This is a genomic window from Nonomuraea sp. NPDC049028 (assembly GCF_043197735.1).
Classification (GTDB): domain Bacteria; phylum Actinomycetota; class Actinomycetes; order Streptosporangiales; family Streptosporangiaceae; genus Nonomuraea.
Genome location: NZ_JBICTR010000020.1, coordinates 135,941 through 153,420 on the forward strand (window position 1 = coordinate 135,941; position 17,480 = coordinate 153,420).

Sequence of the window (17,480 nt, forward strand, 5' to 3'; positions counted from 1 at the left end):
CGTGTCTCGGTCGATAGCGAGCGGGTGGGTGCTCAGCGACAGTGATGCTGCGGCGGGCTCAGCGTCGGCGGTCGGTCACGGTTCAGGCGCCCAGTGAAATACAGGTCGGAGGTGATGACGACGTCGTGGCGGGCGACCCAGGTGACCAGGGGCATGAGGTGGTCGACGAGGTCAGCGTCCAGCGGAGTGAGGGCGTATTCGATGCGGGGTCGGCCTGCAGGAACTGGTCCGCCCCTTGCGGAACGGATGCGGCGGTCCTGGGGCGAACCCAGCCGGAAAGGAAGAAACGCGATGACCAACCCCTTCGAGGACCCGGGCGGTCCGCTACCTGGCGCTGGCGAATGACGAGGGCCAGCGCTCGCCCTGGCCGGTGTTCATCGACGTGCCAGACGGCTGGACCGTGGTGCACCCGGAGGGACCTGATCTCTGTCGGCCGTCATCTTTGGTTGACGCGCGCCGGTCGTCAACCTAGGATGACGGTACGGAGCCCGACCGCATCACAGTGCTCGCCCAGGCGGTGAACGCCGGCAACCCGATCGACTCGCTCGCGACCATCGCCGAGCTCCGCCGTGAGATGGCGCGCCTGGAGGCGGTGACGGTCCGCCGAGCCCGTGCCCAGGGCAACAGCAGGACGGAGATCGCCGCCACTTTGGGCATCAGCAAGCAGGCGGTGCACAAGAAGTACGGCGGCCGGGGCCTGTTCCGCAACCAGGAATAGCCGACAGACACCACACCGAACGTCAGCGTCACGGCTCGACGTTCCGATACATGCTGCCCGGAAACGGTTTGGGCGGCCGACGAGGAGGACGACAATGGCGGCACCATCAGTGACACGAGAAGCTCTCGCGGTCGCGGTGACGGCCAATCTGCCGGTCATCGTATGGGGTGCGCCGGGTACCGGCAAGACATCCGTGGTGACCGCGCTCGGCTCGACCGTCGGCCTGCCGGTCGAGGTGGTGGTCGGCTCGATCCGCGAGCCCAGCGACTTCTCCGGGCTGCCGGTGCTGCGTGACGGCAGCACCTGGTTCGCGCCGCCGCGATGGGCCGAACGGCTCGCCGCCGAGGACGGCGGGCTGCTGTTCCTCGACGAGCTGACCACCGCGCCGCCAGCCGTGCAGGCCGCCATGCTGCGGGTGGTGCTGGAGCGCACGGTCGGTGACCTGGTGCTGCCGGACGAGGTGCGGATCGTGGCCGCCGCCAACCCGCCGGAACAGGCCGCCGACGGCTGGGACCTGTCCGCGCCGCTGGCCAACCGGCTCATCCACTTGAACTGGACGGTCTCGGCCGAGGACATCGCCGAGGGCTTCGTCGGCGGGTTCCCCGTGCCGGAGTTCGACGTGAAGGACACAGCCGGGCCCGCCGAGGTCGCCGGCGCACGGGCGCTGGTCGGGGCGTTCCTGCGGGTACGGCCGGAACTCGTGCTGGCGGTGCCCGACAGTCCCGACCGGGCGGGCCGCGGCTGGCCCAGCCCGCGTAGCTGGGAGATGGCCGCACGGGCGGTCGCCGCGTGCGAGCACATGGGCGCCGGCGAGCTGGTCCTGGCCGAGCTGGTGCTCGGCGCGGTCGGTGAGGCGGCCGGGTTCGAGCTGCTTCTCCGAGGCCGGCGTCTCACGCATCGCCCGGGACACCGGGATGTCGAAGAAGACGATCTACGCACGCTTCCCGAACAAGGACGCTCTGCTCGTCGCCGTGGTCGAGGACCTCGTGGGGGGAGCGCGCGAGGCCGTGCTGAACGGCATGACCGCCATGGCGGATCCGCCCGCGCAGGTGCTGACCCGATTCGGGATGCAGATAGCCCGGGACTGGACCGCACCACGCGTGGTGGCCATCTACCGGCTGATCGTCAGCGAGGTCGGTCGCTTTCCTCGGCTCGCGGAAATCTTCACGACGACGATGGAGATGATGCGCTCGACGCTCACGACGTACCTGCGCGAACAGGCCGACGCCGGCACACTGGCGATCATCGACCCCGATGCTGGTGGCGCTGTTCCTCGACGGCTATGCGGTCGGCGCACCCCGACAATGCTGACCGCGGAATGGTCAAGCGCTAGGCATGGCTCATGGCGCGGCGCTGCGTTGAACCCATGAACCGGACGACGACGCGCCGCGGCAGGAACTTGCCGGCCAGCGCCAGCGGACGACCGTTGGTGATCACCGACGGCGGGGCGGAGCGGCGGTCGACCGTGTCGAGGGCGATCCTCACGACGTCCTCGGGGGTCGCCCGCTTCGCGCCGTAATCGGCCGACTGGCTGCCGGCGGCGTCGAAGAACTCGGTCTGCATCGCACCCGGGCACACGGCCAGGACGCGCAGACCGGTGCCGCGGGTCTCCTCCCACAGCGATTCGGTGAAGCTGAGGACGAACGCTTTGGTGGCGCCGTAGACGCTCAGGTACGGGGTCGGCTGGAAGCCCAGCAGGCTCGCCACATTGATCAGGGCGCCGGAGCCGGCGGAGGTCAGTGGACCGATGTAGGCGCGGCTGAGGTCGACCAGCGCGCCGACATTCAACGCGATCATGCTCTGCAGACGTTCCGGGTCCTCCTCGGTGAAGACGTTGTGGGTGCCGAAGCCCGCGTTGTTGACGAGCCCGGTGGCGTAGATGCCGCGCGATTCGAGCTCGGCACGCAACGTGCGGCCGGCGTCGGGCAGACCGAGGTCGCGGGCGATAGTGGTCACCGTGACGCCGTGGGCGCGGGTCAGTTCGCCGGCCAGGCTCTCGAGCCGGTCCGCCCGGCGGGCGACGAGCACGAGATTCGAGCCGCGGCGGGCCAATTGGCGGGCGAATTCCGCACCGAGACCGGAGCTGGCTCCGGTGACGATCGTGGTCTGGTTCGAGTAGTCAATCTTCGTCATGCACAACACTGTATGCACGACCCTGCACGCAGTGCAAGTTGCTATATCACGTGAACCACTGTACCTTCGGTGCATGTCCCAGAAGCCGGTACCCCTTCGTGAGCAGACCCGCTCGGTGGTGCGTTCGCTGCTCGCCCGCACCGCTGTCGAGCTGTTCACCGTCAAGGGGTTCGATGACACGACGGTCGAGGAGGTCGCCGCCGCGGCGGGTGTCTCCCGGCGGACGCTGTTCAACTACTTCCGTAACAAGGAAGACCTCGCGCTCAGCGGCTTGGACGAACAGGGCGAGCTGATCGCCGCGCGTCTGGCCGAGCGGCCGGCCGACGAGGATGCCTGGGCGTCGCTGCGGGCGGCGTTCCAGGTCCTCGAAGAGATCCAGATGACGGCGGAGCGGCGACTCGAGCTGATCACGTTCCTGTTCGGCAACGACTCGCTACGCGCCGGCCACGCCGAGAAGCAGGCCCGGTGGCAGGACCTGCTCGCACCGCTGATCGAGCCACGACTGCCGACCTCCGACCGCCGCACCCTCGAGGCCCGCGCCATCGCAGCCGCGGCGATCACCTGCCTGCAGGCTGCCAACGAGGAATGGGTGCGCCTCGGCGGGCAGGTGGACCTGTTCGACCTCTACGACACGGCCGTGCGGGCCATCCGCCGCAACGCCTGAAACCCGACCGCACCCGCCCATAGGGCGCACCGCGCGAAACTTCTACACGCCCGCCGGGCTCCGCACGGTCGGCGCGCTCGTCTTCGACCACCACACGCACCTGCGCCACGACATGGCCCCAGCACTCGGCCGGCCCCTGCCGCCCACCGAGGCCGATCGGATGCGGGCGGTCCTGACGTGGATGATCGCCGTGGATGGCGAGATCCTTGATGCCGAACACGATCGTCAAAGGAGTCAGCAGCGACAGGACCACACTGACCGCGTCCAGCCGCCCGGAAGCCGAAGCGCGAGATTCAGGGATCAGGAAAGGGCCGGTGACCAGCAGCAGGGCCATGGCCGGAAGGGCGAGCAGGAACACCGCCCCCACCAGAAGTACTGCAACAGCACACCGCCGACCAGCAGGATCCGGCGGTGCCCGAGACGGTCGCCGAGCGTACCCATCGTGACCAGCGATCCGGCGACCATGAAACCGTAGATGTCGGTGATCTACAGCAGCTGGGGACCGTCGAGCTCCAGCTCGGCGCTCAGGCTTGGCAGCGCCAGATAGAGCACCGACATGTTCATCATGACCAACACGGCGGGAATGCCCAGAACCGCCAGGGCGATCCACTCCCGGACTCCGGCTCTGGCAGAGGGCTTGCGAGATATGTGGGTTCCGATCTCAGCCACGCGCATCGCCGGCGGGAATGAGCAAGGTCTTGCCGGTGGTGGTCCGCGACTCGATCGCTCGATGCGCGGCGGCTGCCGACTCGAGCGGGAAGGTCTGGCCGATGACCGGCCGCAATCTCCCGTCGGCCGCGAGGTTCAGCGCGTCGACGATGAGCGCGCGCATCTGGGCCGGGCTCGGCGCGGCGGTGCGGCCGATGACGCCGATGGAGCGTGCCCGGAGCCGACCTTCGTCGAGTTCGGCGTCGGCGCCGCTGGCCATTCCGTAGATGCTCACGCGTCCGCCTTCACGTAGCGCCCCGATCGCCTCGGTGCCGATCCGGCCGCCGACCCCGTCGAAGACGAGATCGAGTCCGACGCCGCCGGTCGCCTCCATCACCCGATCCAGCCAGTCAGGCCGGGAGTAGTCGACATAGGAGGCCGCGCCCAGCGAGGTGACCAGCTCGGCCTTGCCGGCGCCGCGGGCGGCGCCGATCACGTGGGCATCCGCCGCGGCGGCGAGTTGCACCAGCAGGCTGCCGACACCTCCTCCCGCGGCCTCCACGAGGATCCGATCGGCTGGCTTGATCTCCGCCTGTCGGTGCAGCAGCAGCGCCGTACGCCCATCGGCCAGCAGCGCGACCGCATCCTTCAGCTCCAGACCCGCGGGAACCGGAACCGCATCCTGTGCCCGAGCCAGCGCCAGCTCGGCGTAACCGCCCTCGCCGCCGGTGGTGGTGACCACGACCGTCCCCATCAGGGCCGGGTCCACGTCCGGTCCGGTAGCGACGATGCGACCGCCCACGCCATTGCCGGGGATGCGGGGTAGCGCGGGCCTGCCGAACGGCCCGTCGCCCGAGCGCACCTGCGTCTCGACGAACGTGATACTCGCGTACGCCACCGCGACGAGCACCTGCCCCGGCCCTGGCAGGGGATCTTCGACCTGCCGGATCCGCAAGACCTCCGGCCCTCCGAACTCTTCCATCACCACAGCTCGCATGACACTCCTTCAAACGGATAAATTCGCTTCGTTTGGGAACGCTATAACGGAGTGAATCGCTCCGCAAGGCGACTACAGTGAGCGCATGGCCCGCAAAGCTCCCCGGCACGCAGAAGCGGAACGCAACGACCACGCCCTTCTGGAGGCCGCCAAGAAGGTCCTAGCCCTGGACGGAGCGCATGCGTCGGTGGCGACGATCGCCGCACGCGCCGGAGTAGGCATCGCCAGCCTCTATCGCCGCTACCGTTCCAAGGACGAGCTCTTCCAGCACCTGTGCGCGTTGTCACTCGACCAGTGGATTTCGGCCGCCGAACGCGGCCTGCAGCATGACGACCCCTGGGCGGGGCTCGCTCACTACATCGGCGCCTGCGTGGAGTTCAGCGGCGGCTCTCTCGGGCCGCTGGCCGGCACGATCGCTGTCACCGACGAGATGGCCGCCAAGTTCACCAGGTCCGATGAGCTGATGCGAGACCTGGTGGCCCGCGCGCACGCTGCTGGAGTGCTCAGACCGGACGCCACGGCCATGGACATCTCGCTACTGATCGAACAACTCGGCAAGTCCCCCCTGATCGAACAGCTCGACCGGCAGGGCCGCGCCGACCTGATCGAGGCAGCCCACAACGCCCGAAAGCGTACGATCGCCATCGCTCTCGACGGCCTGCGCCCCCGCCACCCCCAACTGCCCGGGATCGCGCCCTCGCCCGCCCTCCTCACCGAACGCTGGGAGCACACCCCCACAGACTCGACGAGGTCGCCAGAACGGTCATAGATCAAGAGGGCCGGTCGACACAACGCTCGATTGCGAGAACCGTGTCCCTGGCTTCAAGGGGACTCGGGGTCGGACTCGGTTGAGTTTGGCTAGTGAACGAACTGCTGGGTGAGGTCGTGGTGGCCAAGGACGCGCACGCCGGTCGTGTCCAGCTGGAAGTTGACCTGCCAGATTTCGACTCCCTGGCGCAGGGCCTCTGCGACGTGGGCTGCTACCTGGTCGTGCCGTTTGCTCTTGAGGACGTCGCGGTCACCGAGGCGGCCGACCCCGCGCGGTCACATCTGGCCTGGGCGCATGAGGAGCTTCAGCGCCGTCCCATCACGCCGGTGACCAGACGCGAGCTGCACCAGTTCGGGCTCATGCTGCGGGGAAAGCCGCCGACGAAATTCTTCCACCGGTCACCGACCGGCAACTCATTGACTTCATTGGACCGTCCTGCTGTCCTTCACCACGCTGTCAACGGAATGCCGCACGTCGCTCAACGTCACTCGGCACTGCTCTTGAAATCACCGCCAAAGGCGCTCTAGGCCGAGGGGGATCATGGAACCCTCCCCGCGAACGAGTGACGACAGGTCCATCCTCGGCCAAAGAGACCGAGAACGCAGCACCGCACCTTCCGCATTCGTATGTATGATCGCAGGCGAAGTGGAGGGGAGTACTCCTTCGCGGCCACGTCGTCATCACGGACCCGCCTCGGGGCCCGGCGCGGTCGGTCCGCGACGCCGCGGGCGGAGAAGACCTCCGACGGACGTGTCAACGCCAAGTCGGAGGAGCGCTATGCCCCCACCTATGTCCGTGCCCGCTTGGCTGTGGGCGGCCACCATCGCCGCCCTGCTCGGGCTTATCCTTCTCGACCTGATCATCGCCAACAGGAGACCCCACCAGGTCACGCTCGCCGAGTCGGCCCGGTGGATCGCCTTCTACATCGGCTGTGCCGTCGCTTTCGGCGCAGGCGTGTGGATCTTCGGCGGCGATGACCACGCGGCCTCGTACATCACCGGCTACATCACCGAGTACACGCTGAGCGTCGACAACCTGTTCATCTTCATGCTCATCATGGCGAACTTCGCCGTGCCCGCGATCCACCAGCACCGCGTGCTGCTCATCGGGATCATGATGGCGCTGGTCATGCGCGGGATCTTCATCAGCGTGGGCGCGCAGGCCGTACAGCACTTCAGCTGGGTGTTCTGGCTCTTCGGCGGCATCCTCATCTACACCGCGTGGAAATTCGCCTTCGACAGCAACGACGACGAGGAGTACGACCCCAACGGCGGCGTCGTACGGCTGGTGCGCAGGCTGTTCCCGGTCACCGACGACTACCACGGCTCACGGCTGACCATCAAACAGGACGGCCGCCGCCTGCTGACCCCGATGTTCATCGTCGTCATCGCCATCGGCGGCGCGGATCTGGTCTTCGCGGTCGACTCGATCCCCGCGATCTTCGGCATCACCCAGGACGCCTACCTGGTCTTCGCGGCCAACGTGTTCGCACTGATGGGGCTGAGACAGTTGTACTTCCTGCTCGGCGGGCTGGTGGAGAAACTCGTCTACCTCACCTACGGCCTGGCGGTCATCCTCGGCTTCATCGGCGTGAAACTCATCCTGCACGCCCTGCACGAGAACGAGCTGCCGTTCATCAACGGCGGCGAGCACGTCACCTGGGTCCCTGAGATCAACAACTGGATCTCGCTGGCCGTCATCGTCACCGTGCTTGCCGTCACGACGGCGGCCAGCCTGCTCAAGTCCAGGCGCGACACACGACAGGCCGCCGAGCCGTCCGCGTCCGAGCCCGCCGACCAGGCGCGCGACTAACCCCGAGGCGGGCTCGCCGACCGGCGGTGAAGCATGAGCCAGCCGAGGGTACGCTCAGCCGCCCAGCGGCGCGGCAGCGGGGTGCGGCCTCTGGTGGCCTGCACGAAGGACAAACGACGGGCCTACGAGCTCGGCTTGACCCCGCACTCATCGGCGACGGGTGTCATCTGAGGTCTTGTGACCGTTGGGGTCGAGCGCCGTCCGTGCCCGGACCGCGTGCCTGAGCACGTGGTCCGGCCTGTGTGGCGTCGCGTCAGGCGGAAGCGTTGTCGGATTGGCCTCCCTGGTCCAGCAGCGCGTTGATCATCTCCTGAACAGTCAGGAGGCGGATCATCACTCACGTGCCGCGCCGCTGGCCGGCGTTGGCGTCACAATCCGAGGAGCTATCTCGTCGGTAGCTACCGAGGCGCCGATTTCATCGCCAGGCGTCCATGACCGCATCATCTCGATCCAAGGAGAAGGCGACATGTCGACAGCTCAGGAAGCACGCAACAAGGAGACGTACCACCGGTTCCACGAGGCCATCAACAGTGGCGATCTGGAGGTCATCTCGAAGGCGGTCGACGAGCTCATTCACCCGGACGGGCGGTTCCACACGGCGGAGCGGACTGACGCGAACGCGGTGCAGGCGCAAAAGCGCATATGGGAGGTCCTCCTGCGCGCGTATCCCGACATCCGCATAACGCTTGAGGACCTGATCGCCGAGGAAGACAAGATCGTCGCTCGGCAGACGGTCACCGGGACCAACTCCGGTGAATACCGGGGCATGCCCCCGACCGGCAAGTCCGTCACCTACCACGAGATCTTCATCATCCGCTTCGCCGACGGCCAGATCACCGACATCTGGGGAGTCGTCGACCTCTATTCACAGCTGCGGCAACTCGGCCATATCCCGGCATAGTGCGCCCACCGCTAGAAAGCCCGGTGACAGCCGCCGAGCCGAGAGCCCGGACCGTCCTCAGCTCATGAAGACGACCTGAATGAGTACGGCGACCGCCGCCCCGGCCCCCGTGACGGTGCCCACGACTGCGAAGGGGAATTCTTCGGTTCGCCGGTTCCTGACGTACCCGGACAAGCCACTGGCGAACTGCGCGGCGAACGCGCAGGCGGCGGCCCCCAGAACCCCGAGAACGCTTGTACCGCCCAGTTTGTCGGCGAAGACGGTGTAGTACAGAAGCTCGAAGGTGATCACCACGCCGGCCGCGGGCAGCCCCCAGGTCAACCAGAGGTTGTCGGGGGTCTGGATCCGAGGTCGGCGCGGTGCGTTGGCCGGGTGCGGTGCTCTGCTGTCGCGTCGGCGATCCCGTTTCCGCTGGCGTCTTTTACTGGCATTGCTCCCCACTCCCCATCAACGAACCCGATGATCGCGAGGTTCCACGAACTGCCCGCCGCCTGAGATTCTAAGCAACCGGCGTTGACTATCGGACGATTAGTCAACTACGGTTGCTTATATGCCGGTCGAAGACGTACCCGTTCCCAAGGATCCCGCCGACTCGCTGGCGGCCGTCGTGGCGCTGCGGCTCTTGGCCGATCGGCTGGAGGACGCCGCCGTGGAGCAGGCCATGCGCGCGGGCTGGAGCTGGCCGGATGTCGCCGAGGCCCTCGGCGTCACCCGTCAGGCGGTTCACAAGAAGCACGTCAAGCGGCTCATCGCCGCCGGAGTCGCGCTGAGGAGACGACAGTGAGTGTGATCGATCACTACATCAACGCGATCATCGAGCAGGGGGCGGCGGAGGCGCAAGAGGATGGGTCCTCGGCGATCGAGGCGCACCATCTTCTGCTGGCGATCGCGGCCGGCGAAGGCACCGCCGCCCACCGCGTCCTGACCGCTGCCGGGCTCGGGCGGCAGGCGATCCGGGACGCGCTCGACCGGGAGTTCGAGCACAGCCTGAGCGCGGTCGGCGTGAGCGTCGCCTCCTTCGACCTCCCCAAGCCCGCCGCCGCCCCCGAGCCTCCGAAGCTCGGCGCTTCGGCGCGGCTCGCGATCGAACGCGGCTTCACCGCCGCCACCGGCAAGAAGGACCTGCGTCCGGCGCATCTGCTGCTCGGCGTGCTGGACACCGAGATCGGCACGGTCCCCCGCGCGCTCGCCTTGGCCGGTCTGGACCGGGCGGATCTGATGGCACGCGCTCGGGAGGCGCTCGCCGGAAACAGCTGGTAGGCCCACCGCCTCGCCTGCCCGTCTGAACCGTCCCGTTCTGCACCGTCCCGGTCTGGCGTTCCTCGACGCCACCTGATTCTCATTGTCCGGCCTGGGCCGCAGCCGCCCGCGCAGCGACGCGGGCCCCTCGGCTCAGGCCGTGATCTGGCATGCCCTCGCAACGCCTCACGCAAGGGCCCTCAATCCACGAAGAAAGGTCATCGCATGACGACGAGCGACAAGGTCGTGCTCGACGTCGGCGGGCTGTGCATGCGCTACGGCTCGGTCGACGTCCTGCACGACGTCACCTTCCACGCCCGCCACGGCGAGGTGCTGGCCCTGCTGGGCCCGAACGGTGCCGGCAAGACCACCACGATCGAGATCCTGGAGGGCTTCCGCACCCGCTCACAGGGCCAGGTCAAGGTGCTCGGCACCGACCCCGCGCACGGCGACGAGCGGTGGCGGGCCCGGCTCGGGGTCGTGCTGCAGTCCTGGCGCGATCACGGCAAATGGCGCGTACGCGAGTTCTTGACCCACCTCGGCACCCACTACGCCCCGTACACCACCCCGCGGATAAAGCGGCCCTGGCACCCCGACGAGCTGATCGAGGCGGTCGGCCTGACCGAGCACGCCGGCAAGAAGCTCAGGACGCTGTCCGGCGGACAGCGGCGCAGACTGGACGTAGCGATCGGCCTGGTGGGCCGTCCCGAGCTGCTGTTCCTCGACGAGCCCACCGCCTCGTTCGACCCGCAGGCCAGACACGAGTTCCACGATCTGGTACGACGCGTCGTCGGCACCGGCGAGACCACCGTCCTGCTCACCACCCACGATCTGGACGAGGCCGAGAAGCTGGCCGACCGCATCCTCGTACTCAACGGCGGCCGGATCATCGCCGACGGCACGGCCGGCGAACTCGCGCAGCGGATCACCGGCGAGGACGAGGTGCGCTGGCTGCGCGGCGGGCAGCGCTTCACGGAGCGGACCACGGACTCGACCAAGCTCGCCCGCGAGCTGTTCGCCCGATACGGCGACGACATCCACGAGCTCGAAGTCCACCGTGCCTCGCTGGAGCAGACCTATCTCTCCCTGGTCCGCCAGGCCGAATCTCCCCAGGAGGCCACTCGATGAACCCGGCCACGACCGTACTGCGCACCGGCTGGACCCGCGGCCGCATCGAGCTGCGGCAGTCGTTCACCAACGGCGCCGACCTGTTCTCCCACTTCCTCTGGCCCGGACTGATGGTGGCCACCATGTTCTTCATCCGGGACCTGCCCTTCGGATCCAGCGGGCTCCTGCTGGGCACGCTGGCGCTGCCGAGCATCCTGGGCATGAACGCCGCGACCGGCATGATCAGCATGAGCCAGCAACTCACCGCCGACCGCGAGGACGGCACCCTGCTGCGCGCCAAGGCGACCCCGCACGGGATGCCCGCCTATCTCATCGGCAAGGTGATCTCGGTCTCCGGCGGTCTCTTAGCCGATCTGGTCATCTTCCTGGTGCCTGCCATGCTCCTCGTCGAGGGCCTGCGGATCGGCCCCGGCTCCTGGCCCACTCTGGCCTGGACGCTGGCGCTCGGCCTGGTCGCGACCCTGCCGCTCGGCGCGGTCCTGGGCTCGGTGTTCACCAGCGCACGCGCCCAGGGGCTCGTCCAGCTACCGTTCCTGGCCATGATCGGCATCTCCGGCATCTTCTACCCGATCACCGCGCTGCCCGAGTGGCTGCAACGGATCGCCCAGGCCTTCCCGATCTACTGGATGGGCCTGGGCACGCGGTCAGCCCTGCTGCCGGACTCCGCGGCGGCCATCGAGATCGGGCAATCCTGGCGACACCTGGAGACCGTCGGCGTACTCGGCGCCTGGGCGGTGCTCGGCCTGCTCCTGGCGCCGGTGGTGCTGCGCCGGATGGCGCGCGGCGAGTCCGGCTCAACCATGACGGCACGCCGCGAGCGCGCCCTGCAGCGGGTCGGATGACGCCATAACCGGCAACCGACCGAAGCGATAGAACCCCATGTGACCGGGTATGCGGAGCTCATGCGGGAGCACAGCGAAATCGAGCCATTAGGCGACCACGGATAGCCCGCGCGCATCCGCCTCTTCGGAGCGATCCCCTTTAACAGACCCCCACCATCAACGATGTACGACTCCGGGCTGTCATACCGACGCCCGCGATGACGAGCATCCCGCGAAAAGAGCAGGGGGTGGGCCCGTGACTGGGGTGACCAGCAGGGTGGCATTGGTGACCGGGTCCAGCAGCGGAATCGGTGCTGCCACCGCGCGCCTTCTGGCCGCGCGAGGGATGCGCGTGGTGGTCAACTACCTCCGCAGCGGCGCGGCGGCCGAGGAGATCGTGTCCGGCATCGAGGCCGCGGGCGGCCAGGCCATGGCCGTGCAGGCCGACGTACGCGAGGTGGCGGCGGTCGAGAGCCTGACCGAGCGGGTCAGGGTGGCATGGGGCGGCATCGACGTGCTCGTGCACAACGCGCTCACCCCGTACGCGATCAAGCCGTTCCAGGACATGACGTGGGAAGAACTGGGCGGCAAGCTCGACGACGAGATGCGTGCGGCGTACGTGATCACCAAAGCCGTCCTGCCCTCCATGACCGAACAGGGCTGGGGACGCATCGTCTACATCAGTACGGGCCTCAGCCACCGGCCCCGGAAGAACATGATCGCACTGGGCACGGCCAAGGCCGCACTGGTGCAGTTCGCCCGGTACCTCGCCCAGGAGCTGGGCCCGCAGGGCATCACGGTCAACGTCGTCGAGCCCGGCCCGGTGGAGGACACCCGCATTGCGGCGAAGGCGCTCGACGAAGAGCAGAAGAGGCAGCAGGTGGCCGCCACTCCCCTGGGCCGCCTGGCACAGACGGGCGACGTCGCCCAAGTGGTCGCCTTCTACGCCAGCGAGGACAACGGCTTCATGACCGGCACGACGGCCGCGGTCGACGGCGGGATGTCCATGTAGTGAGGCCGTCAGTCTGGCCGGCATCCGGTACACCGTCACGGCACGCGCGACGACATGATCAAGGAAAGACGTCCATGGACACGATCGATCTCACCTTCGTCGGGCGTGGCCTGCACGAGGAACTGGCCGCCTACATCGCCGACCAGCAGGACTATTACGCCGACGAGGGCGTCCACGTCGCGCTGCGTGACGGCTGCGCCTGGGACAACGAGCGGGTGCGCCACGGCGCCACCATCGGGCTCGGCCGGGCACTGCTGACCCGGCTGGCCGATGGCATCCCCTGGGTCGCACTCAATGTCAACACCCATCGCCCGCTGTTCTGGTTCCTCGCCCGCTCCGGCCTGACCTCACTGGCCGACCTGGCCGGCCGGCGGCTGGCGATCCACGCCCCCCACACCGCACCCGGCTGCTTCGCCCGGATCGTCCTGCGCCAGGCCGGCCTCGACCCGGACCGCGACATCCAGACCATCGTCCGCCCGCCCGGCGACTACGGCATGGACCTGCGCCGGCTGCGCGACGGAAAGATCGACGCCGCCTTGGTCGGCAGCACCATGGCACCGGAAGCGGTGGCCGCCGAGAACGGCTGGCAGGTGCTTGCCTGGATCGGCGACCACTTCCAGATCCCCACCGTGGGCGTGGCCGTCGACCCCACCTACGTCCAGCCGGACGACCCCGCGGTCCAGGCGGTCGTACGAGCCCACCGGCGCGCCCTGGAGACGATCCGCAACGAACCCGAGATCACGCTGCGACACATGCGGACGTTCATCGGCCGACACACCGCGGACGAAGTCCGGGCCCACTACGAGACGTTCATCGCACCGTATTTCCACACCGACGGCCAGGCCGACCTCGACGTCGGCGCCGCCGCGATCACCGCGGTCGCCGCCGAACTCGGCATCCCCGCCACCGTCACCGCGGCCGAGTTCTACCGCACCGCACCCTAGGCAAGACCGCCACCCGGCGCTGACCCGCCTGGCCGAAGCCCGCGCGGCCGCGTGGTGGGAATGGTCCGTCCTATAGTTCATGACCGCCGACCCTGCTCAGGCCATCCGCCGTCGCGTCGAATCCGACGAAGAACAACTCGCCGTTGACCCGATCCCGTTCTTCGAGCACGGCGGCCAGGAGCGCTTCCTTCGTCGGAAAGTGATGCGCCAGGCCATCCGTGACACCCCGCAGTCCGCGGCGATCCGCACCATGCTCGCGTCCCAGGTTGACAACGGACGGTCGAATCCAACACCCTTTCACTATTCGAATAGTGAAAGGGTGCTTTCGGTTGATCGAGTTCAACCTGGACCGCGGCTCGGGGGTTTCGACGTACCTGCAGCTCGTTCACCAGGTCAAACAGGCGCTCCGGCTCGGTACGCTGCGGCCCGGCGACCAGTTGCCGACCGCTCGCGAGGTGGTCGAGACCTTGGCCATCAACCCCAACACCGTGCTCAAGGCGTACCGGGAGCTGGAGCGCGAAGGGCTGGTCGAGGGGCGGCCGGGGATGGGGACGTTCGTCCGGCAGGGCATCGCGGGTGCGACGCTCGCCGAGCACACGCGGTTGCGGCGCGGCCTGGAGGCGTGGGTGCGCGAGGCCCGCGGGGCCGGGCTCGATCAGGAGGATCTGCGGGCGCTGTTCAATGTGGTCCTGGCCGACGTCGCGAAGGAGGGCGTGGCATGAGTCCCAGACTGGAGGCCACCGGGCTGGGAGTCCGCTATCGCCGTACGTGGGCGTTGCGCGACTGCTCACTGTCCGTGCCCACGGGACGTGTGGCGGCGCTCGTCGGGCCCAACGGCGCGGGCAAGACCACGCTCATGCACGCGGCCGTCGGCCTGCTGCGACCCGCGCGGGGAAGCGTCCGCGTGGCCGGCGAGGCGGCGTTCGTGGCGCAGGACAAGCCGCTGTACGACAGCTTCACCGTCGCCGAGATGCTCACCTTCGGCCGCCGCATGAACACCCGCTGGGACGACGCCGCCGCGGCCGGCCGGCTCGCCGGGCTGGGCATCCCGTTGGAGCGGAAGGTGAGCGGACTGTCGGGCGGACAGCAGGCGCAGGTGGCGGTCACGCTGGCGCTGGCCTGCCGGCCCGACCTGCTGGTGCTGGATGAACCCCTGGCCAACCTCGACCCTCTCGCCCGCCACGAGGTGATGCGCTCGATCATGGCGGAGGTGGCCGAACGGGAGCTGACCGTACTGCTGTCCTCGCACGTCGTCTCCGACCTGGAGGAGACGTGCGACTGGCTGATCGTGCTGAACGGAGGCCGGCTGCAGGTCAGCGGTGACATCGAGGACCTGCTCGACGGGCATCTCGTGCTCACCGGGCCGGAGGAGGCGTCGGCGGCGGGGACACGGGTGGTGGGCGCGAGCCGTACCGGCAGGCAGGTCAGCATGCTGATCAGGGGCGCGCCCCCGCTCGATCCGCGCTGGCAGGCGCGGCGCCCCGGACTGGAAGAACTCGTCATGGGCTACCTGCGCAGCCCCGAGTCGGCGGCACTGCCGGGCCTGACGGGGGTGGGCGCGTGATCTGGGTGACGTGGCGCCAGCACCGGGCACAGCTCCTCGTGACGGCGGGCTTCCTGGCGCTGCTGGGAGTCCTGCTGCTGGGCTCGGCGCTGGAGGCGAGCCGGTACGTGGCCGAGCACGCCCCGCCCGGCTGTCCGGGGCCCGCCGTGGCGTGCGGAGACCTGGCGGTGGCGCTCGGGCAGCGTTACGACGCGGCCTACTCGGTGTTCGGCTGGATGCCGCTGGTGGCGCCGGCGCTGATCGGGGCGTTCTGGGGCGCGCCGCTGCTCGGCCGCGAGTACGAGCGCGGCACCCACCGCCTGGCCTGGACCCAGTCCGTGCCCGTGTGGCGGTGGCTGGCGGTCAAGCTGTCGATCCTGGGCGGGGCGGTCGTGGCGGGCGGGCTGCTGCTGTCGCTCATGGTCAGCCTGTGGCGGCCGGTGTTCAGGGCGGGCGTCGACTCCACGTTCGGCAACATCGGTGTGTTCAACATGGTCGGCGTGGAGCCGGCGGCGTGGTGGCTGTACGCGTTCGCGCTCGGCACCGCGGCCGGCACCCTGTTCCGGCGTACGCTGCCCGCGATGGCACTGGTCGTGGCCGTGGTGGCGGTCACGATGGTCACGCTGTTCAAGCTGAGCGACTTCTACGCCGAGCCGGCGCGTACCGAGCTGTCCGGCACCGTGCTGTTGGACGATCCCGACGCCCGGCTGGTGAGCGCCGCCTGGGTGGAGCCGTCCGGGAGAGAGGTCGCCGAGCCGGCTGGCAGTGGCTGCCCGCGGCGGGTGGATGCGGGGCAGAGCAACAAGAACGCCGAGGCGTGGCAGGCGTGCCTGTTCGGCAAGGGTTACCGGTACGCCGTCTACTACCATCCGTCGTCCAGATTCTGGCGCTTCCAGTGGACCGAGGCGGCGATCCTGACGCTCGCGTCGGCGGCCTTCGGCGGCCTGGCCGTACGCCGCACCCTCCGCCGCCCCGGCTGACAGGCCTCCTCCGTCAGCGGGGGCGATCCAGCGGCAGTCAGGACGGCTGGACTTGGTCGAAGACAGCGAGGGCTTCGGCGGGGTCCGGGCTCACGAGGCGTTCCAGACCGGCCGTCGTGATCTTCGCCCACTTGCCGGCCCGTACCCACATCTGTTCCTCGAAGGCGCGGACGACCTCGTCCAGGTCGCCGGGGGCGGCGGCGATGGACTCGGCGAGTTCGGCGCCTTCCAGCATCGCGAGGTTCGCGCCCACCCCCAAGGGGGGCATCAGGTGGGCGGCGTCGCCCAGCAGCGTCACCCTGGGGACGTGATCCCAGGTGTGGGAGACGGGCAGGACGTAGAAGGGGCGGTGAACGAAAGCGGTGCCGTGGCGGAGGAGGTCGAGGACGGGAGCGGCCCAGCCGTCGAACAGAGCCAGCAGGCTCGATCGCATGGCCTCGACGTCGGCCGGGTCCAGGCCCGCATGCCAGTCCAGCGGCGCGCGGAACTTGGTGTAGACCTTGACGTGGCCGCCGCTGTTGCGCTGGGCGACGAGGGAGCGGTTCACGCCGTACACGGCCACGGAACCGTCGCCGATCAACCGTGCGAGGTCGGGGTAGCGGGTGTCGACATCGTCCAGGGAGGTCTCGACCGAGCTGACGCCGGTGTAGTGCGGCGTCACCGGCGAGAGCGCCGGGCGGACCCGGGACCAGGCGCCGTCCGCGCCGACCACGAGGTCGAACGCCTCCTGTCGCCCGTCCGCGAAATGGACCAGCACGCCATCCGGGGTCCCCGGCACCACCTCCGTCACACCCCGCCCCCACTGAACGTCGAGGGGGCCGAGCAGCAGGTCACGGAGCTGCCCGCGGTCGATCTCGGGATTGGCCCGCTCATCCGGACCGGGTCGCCAGTCGCGCAGGACGGTCCCGTCCATGTCCAGGATGCGCATGGCCTGCCCCTCGGGACGGGACAGCGCCTGGTACTCCCCCAGCAGCCCCGCCTTGTCCAGCGCGAGCTGGCCCAGCCCTTCGTGCAGGTCCAGCGTGCCGCCCGGGGGACGGGCGTCGGGCGCGGGATCGCGTTCGAAGACGGTGACGGGGTGATCGCGGCGGTGCAGGACACGGGCGAAGGTAAGGCCGGCGGGGCCTCCCCCAATCACGGCGATACGATGTCTCATGTCGATACACTGTAT

At 68.9% G+C, this 17,480-nt stretch carries 22 protein-coding genes and 2 pseudogenes; 18 read left to right on the forward strand and 6 right to left on the reverse strand.

Annotated elements, in window-relative coordinates; translation table 11 throughout:
* Positions 1-313 precede the first annotated feature (313 nt).
* The 4 genes and pseudogenes from ACGFJ2_RS54390 to ACGFJ2_RS54405 all read left to right on the forward strand — a co-directional run.
* Positions 314-472: pseudogene (locus ACGFJ2_RS54390) on the forward strand (MbtH family NRPS accessory protein); the annotation flags it as partial.
* 45 nt (positions 473-517) lie between these two features.
* On the forward strand, positions 518-718 hold the full coding sequence (locus tag ACGFJ2_RS54395) for a hypothetical protein (protein WP_358185102.1): 201 nt from the start codon (positions 518-520) through the stop codon (positions 716-718).
* 94 nt (positions 719-812) lie between these two features.
* Positions 813-1,244 (forward strand): annotated as a pseudogene (locus tag ACGFJ2_RS54400) (AAA family ATPase); the annotation flags it as partial.
* Positions 1,245-1,632: 388 nt separating this feature from the next.
* Positions 1,633-2,088 carry a TetR/AcrR family transcriptional regulator C-terminal domain-containing protein gene (locus tag ACGFJ2_RS54405; RefSeq protein ID WP_393482537.1) on the forward strand — a complete coding sequence of 152 codons (456 nt, stop codon included), beginning with the start codon at positions 1,633-1,635 and terminating at the stop codon, positions 2,086-2,088.
* On the opposite strand, the gene ACGFJ2_RS54410 is transcribed toward ACGFJ2_RS54405, so the two are convergent.
* Positions 2,048-2,851: an SDR family NAD(P)-dependent oxidoreductase gene (locus tag ACGFJ2_RS54410; protein ID WP_393482468.1), complete on the reverse strand. Its 804-nt coding sequence runs from the start codon at positions 2,849-2,851 to the stop codon at positions 2,048-2,050. The two genes, ACGFJ2_RS54405 and ACGFJ2_RS54410, sit on opposite strands and share 41 nt — an antisense overlap.
* Positions 2,852-2,924: 73 nt before the next feature.
* On the opposite strand from ACGFJ2_RS54410, the gene ACGFJ2_RS54415 reads away from it, so the two are divergent.
* A complete protein-coding gene (locus tag ACGFJ2_RS54415) occupies positions 2,925-3,515 on the forward strand; it encodes a TetR family transcriptional regulator (RefSeq protein ID WP_357955324.1) in 591 nt (196 codons plus the stop codon).
* Between the two features lie 300 nt (positions 3,516-3,815).
* Here the strand turns inward: ACGFJ2_RS54415 and ACGFJ2_RS54420 are convergent, their stop codons facing one another.
* Genes ACGFJ2_RS54420 through ACGFJ2_RS54430 form a run of 3 tightly spaced genes read right to left on the reverse strand, consistent with a single transcriptional unit; the run spans position 3,816 to position 5,160 of the window.
* Complete coding sequence (locus ACGFJ2_RS54420) at positions 3,816-3,980, reverse strand: hypothetical protein (protein WP_393482471.1); 165 nt, start codon at positions 3,978-3,980, stop codon at positions 3,816-3,818.
* Positions 3,981-4,001: 21 nt separating this feature from the next.
* Positions 4,002-4,184 carry a hypothetical protein gene (locus tag ACGFJ2_RS54425; protein ID WP_358185159.1) on the reverse strand — a complete coding sequence of 61 codons (183 nt, stop codon included), beginning with the start codon at positions 4,182-4,184 and terminating at the stop codon, positions 4,002-4,004.
* A complete protein-coding gene (locus ACGFJ2_RS54430; protein WP_393482474.1) occupies positions 4,177-5,160 on the reverse strand; it encodes a zinc-binding dehydrogenase in 984 nt (327 codons plus the stop codon). Before ACGFJ2_RS54430 ends, ACGFJ2_RS54425 begins: the two co-directional genes overlap by 8 nt.
* 85 nt (positions 5,161-5,245) lie before the next feature.
* Here ACGFJ2_RS54430 and ACGFJ2_RS54435 point away from each other — a divergent pair, with 85 nt between their 5' ends.
* The 4 genes from ACGFJ2_RS54435 (at position 5,246) to ACGFJ2_RS54450 (ending at position 8,642) form a co-directional block, all read left to right on the forward strand.
* Positions 5,246-5,929, forward strand: coding sequence for a TetR/AcrR family transcriptional regulator (locus ACGFJ2_RS54435; protein ID WP_393482477.1), 684 nt, complete (start codon positions 5,246-5,248; stop codon positions 5,927-5,929).
* A gap of 92 nt (positions 5,930-6,021) precedes the next feature.
* Complete coding sequence (locus ACGFJ2_RS54440) at positions 6,022-6,456, forward strand: hypothetical protein (RefSeq protein WP_393482480.1); 435 nt, start codon at positions 6,022-6,024, stop codon at positions 6,454-6,456.
* Between the two features lie 262 nt (positions 6,457-6,718).
* On the forward strand, positions 6,719-7,741 hold the full coding sequence (locus ACGFJ2_RS54445) for a TerC family protein (RefSeq protein ID WP_393482483.1): 1,023 nt from the start codon (positions 6,719-6,721) through the stop codon (positions 7,739-7,741).
* 274 nt (positions 7,742-8,015) lie between these two features.
* Positions 8,016-8,642 (forward strand): ester cyclase, encoded by a 627-nt coding sequence (locus tag ACGFJ2_RS54450; protein WP_393482486.1) that lies wholly within the window; start codon positions 8,016-8,018, stop codon positions 8,640-8,642.
* Positions 8,643-8,699: 57 nt separating this feature from the next.
* Here ACGFJ2_RS54450 and ACGFJ2_RS54455 read toward each other — a convergent pair whose 3' ends face one another.
* Entirely contained in the window at positions 8,700-8,963 is a 264-nt protein-coding gene (locus ACGFJ2_RS54455; protein ID WP_393482489.1) for a hypothetical protein, read from the reverse strand.
* Positions 8,964-9,192: 229 nt separating this feature from the next.
* On the opposite strand from ACGFJ2_RS54455, the gene ACGFJ2_RS54460 reads away from it, so the two are divergent.
* The 9 genes from ACGFJ2_RS54460 to ACGFJ2_RS54500 all read left to right on the forward strand — a co-directional run bounded on the left by ACGFJ2_RS54460 (position 9,193) and on the right by ACGFJ2_RS54500 (position 16,309).
* Complete coding sequence (locus tag ACGFJ2_RS54460) at positions 9,193-9,426, forward strand: winged helix-turn-helix domain-containing protein (RefSeq protein WP_357955340.1); 234 nt, start codon at positions 9,193-9,195, stop codon at positions 9,424-9,426.
* A complete protein-coding gene (locus tag ACGFJ2_RS54465; RefSeq protein WP_393482492.1) occupies positions 9,423-9,902 on the forward strand; it encodes a Clp protease N-terminal domain-containing protein in 480 nt (159 codons plus the stop codon). The genes ACGFJ2_RS54460 and ACGFJ2_RS54465 overlap by 4 nt, the downstream gene beginning before the upstream one ends.
* Positions 9,903-10,106: 204 nt before the next feature.
* Entirely contained in the window at positions 10,107-11,009 is a 903-nt protein-coding gene (locus ACGFJ2_RS54470; protein WP_393482495.1) for an ABC transporter ATP-binding protein, read from the forward strand.
* Positions 11,006-11,851: an ABC transporter permease gene (locus tag ACGFJ2_RS54475; RefSeq protein ID WP_357955346.1), complete on the forward strand. Its 846-nt coding sequence runs from the start codon at positions 11,006-11,008 to the stop codon at positions 11,849-11,851. Before ACGFJ2_RS54470 ends, ACGFJ2_RS54475 begins: the two co-directional genes overlap by 4 nt.
* 235 nt (positions 11,852-12,086) lie before the next feature.
* Positions 12,087-12,842 (forward strand): SDR family oxidoreductase, encoded by a 756-nt coding sequence (locus tag ACGFJ2_RS54480; protein WP_357955348.1) that lies wholly within the window; start codon positions 12,087-12,089, stop codon positions 12,840-12,842.
* Positions 12,843-12,916: 74 nt separating this feature from the next.
* Positions 12,917-13,786 carry an ABC transporter substrate-binding protein gene (locus tag ACGFJ2_RS54485; protein WP_393482500.1) on the forward strand — a complete coding sequence of 290 codons (870 nt, stop codon included), beginning with the start codon at positions 12,917-12,919 and terminating at the stop codon, positions 13,784-13,786.
* A 329-nt stretch (positions 13,787-14,115) separates the two neighbouring features.
* Positions 14,116-14,508: a GntR family transcriptional regulator gene (locus ACGFJ2_RS54490; protein ID WP_357955352.1), complete on the forward strand. Its 393-nt coding sequence runs from the start codon at positions 14,116-14,118 to the stop codon at positions 14,506-14,508.
* Positions 14,505-15,350, forward strand: a complete 846-nt coding sequence (locus ACGFJ2_RS54495; protein WP_357955354.1) for an ABC transporter ATP-binding protein — start codon at positions 14,505-14,507, stop codon at positions 15,348-15,350. Before ACGFJ2_RS54490 ends, ACGFJ2_RS54495 begins: the two co-directional genes overlap by 4 nt.
* Positions 15,347-16,309 carry a hypothetical protein gene (locus ACGFJ2_RS54500; RefSeq protein WP_358185186.1) on the forward strand — a complete coding sequence of 321 codons (963 nt, stop codon included), beginning with the start codon at positions 15,347-15,349 and terminating at the stop codon, positions 16,307-16,309. Before ACGFJ2_RS54495 ends, ACGFJ2_RS54500 begins: the two co-directional genes overlap by 4 nt.
* A 37-nt stretch (positions 16,310-16,346) precedes the next feature.
* Here ACGFJ2_RS54500 and ACGFJ2_RS54505 read toward each other — a convergent pair whose 3' ends face one another.
* Positions 16,347-17,465 (reverse strand): FAD-dependent oxidoreductase, encoded by a 1,119-nt coding sequence (locus ACGFJ2_RS54505; RefSeq protein ID WP_393482504.1) that lies wholly within the window; start codon positions 17,463-17,465, stop codon positions 16,347-16,349.
* Positions 17,466-17,480: the final 15 nt, after the last annotated feature.

Bases quoted from the DNA above. Each gene is read 5' to 3' on its own strand.
- ACGFJ2_RS54435 (WP_393482477.1), top strand. From the start codon at position 5,246: ATGGCCCGCAAAGCTCCCCGGCACGCAGAAGCGGAACGCAACGACCAC.
- ACGFJ2_RS54410 (WP_393482468.1), bottom strand. From the start codon at position 2,851: ATGACGAAGATTGACTACTCGAACCAGACCACGATCGTCACCGGAGCC.
- ACGFJ2_RS54420 (WP_393482471.1), bottom strand. From the start codon at position 3,980: ATGGTCGCCGGATCGCTGGTCACGATGGGTACGCTCGGCGACCGTCTC.
- ACGFJ2_RS54470 (WP_393482495.1), top strand. From the start codon at position 10,107: ATGACGACGAGCGACAAGGTCGTGCTCGACGTCGGCGGGCTGTGCATG.
- ACGFJ2_RS54485 (WP_393482500.1), top strand. From the start codon at position 12,917: ATGGACACGATCGATCTCACCTTCGTCGGGCGTGGCCTGCACGAGGAA.
- ACGFJ2_RS54495 (WP_357955354.1), top strand. From the start codon at position 14,505: ATGAGTCCCAGACTGGAGGCCACCGGGCTGGGAGTCCGCTATCGCCGT.
- ACGFJ2_RS54415 (WP_357955324.1), top strand. From the start codon at position 2,925: ATGTCCCAGAAGCCGGTACCCCTTCGTGAGCAGACCCGCTCGGTGGTG.
- ACGFJ2_RS54475 (WP_357955346.1), top strand. From the start codon at position 11,006: ATGAACCCGGCCACGACCGTACTGCGCACCGGCTGGACCCGCGGCCGC.
- ACGFJ2_RS54460 (WP_357955340.1), top strand. From the start codon at position 9,193: ATGCCGGTCGAAGACGTACCCGTTCCCAAGGATCCCGCCGACTCGCTG.
- ACGFJ2_RS54405 (WP_393482537.1), top strand. From the start codon at position 1,633: ATGTCGAAGAAGACGATCTACGCACGCTTCCCGAACAAGGACGCTCTG.
- ACGFJ2_RS54505 (WP_393482504.1), bottom strand. From the start codon at position 17,465: ATGAGACATCGTATCGCCGTGATTGGGGGAGGCCCCGCCGGCCTTACC.
- ACGFJ2_RS54430 (WP_393482474.1), bottom strand. From the start codon at position 5,160: ATGCGAGCTGTGGTGATGGAAGAGTTCGGAGGGCCGGAGGTCTTGCGG.
- ACGFJ2_RS54445 (WP_393482483.1), top strand. From the start codon at position 6,719: ATGTCCGTGCCCGCTTGGCTGTGGGCGGCCACCATCGCCGCCCTGCTC.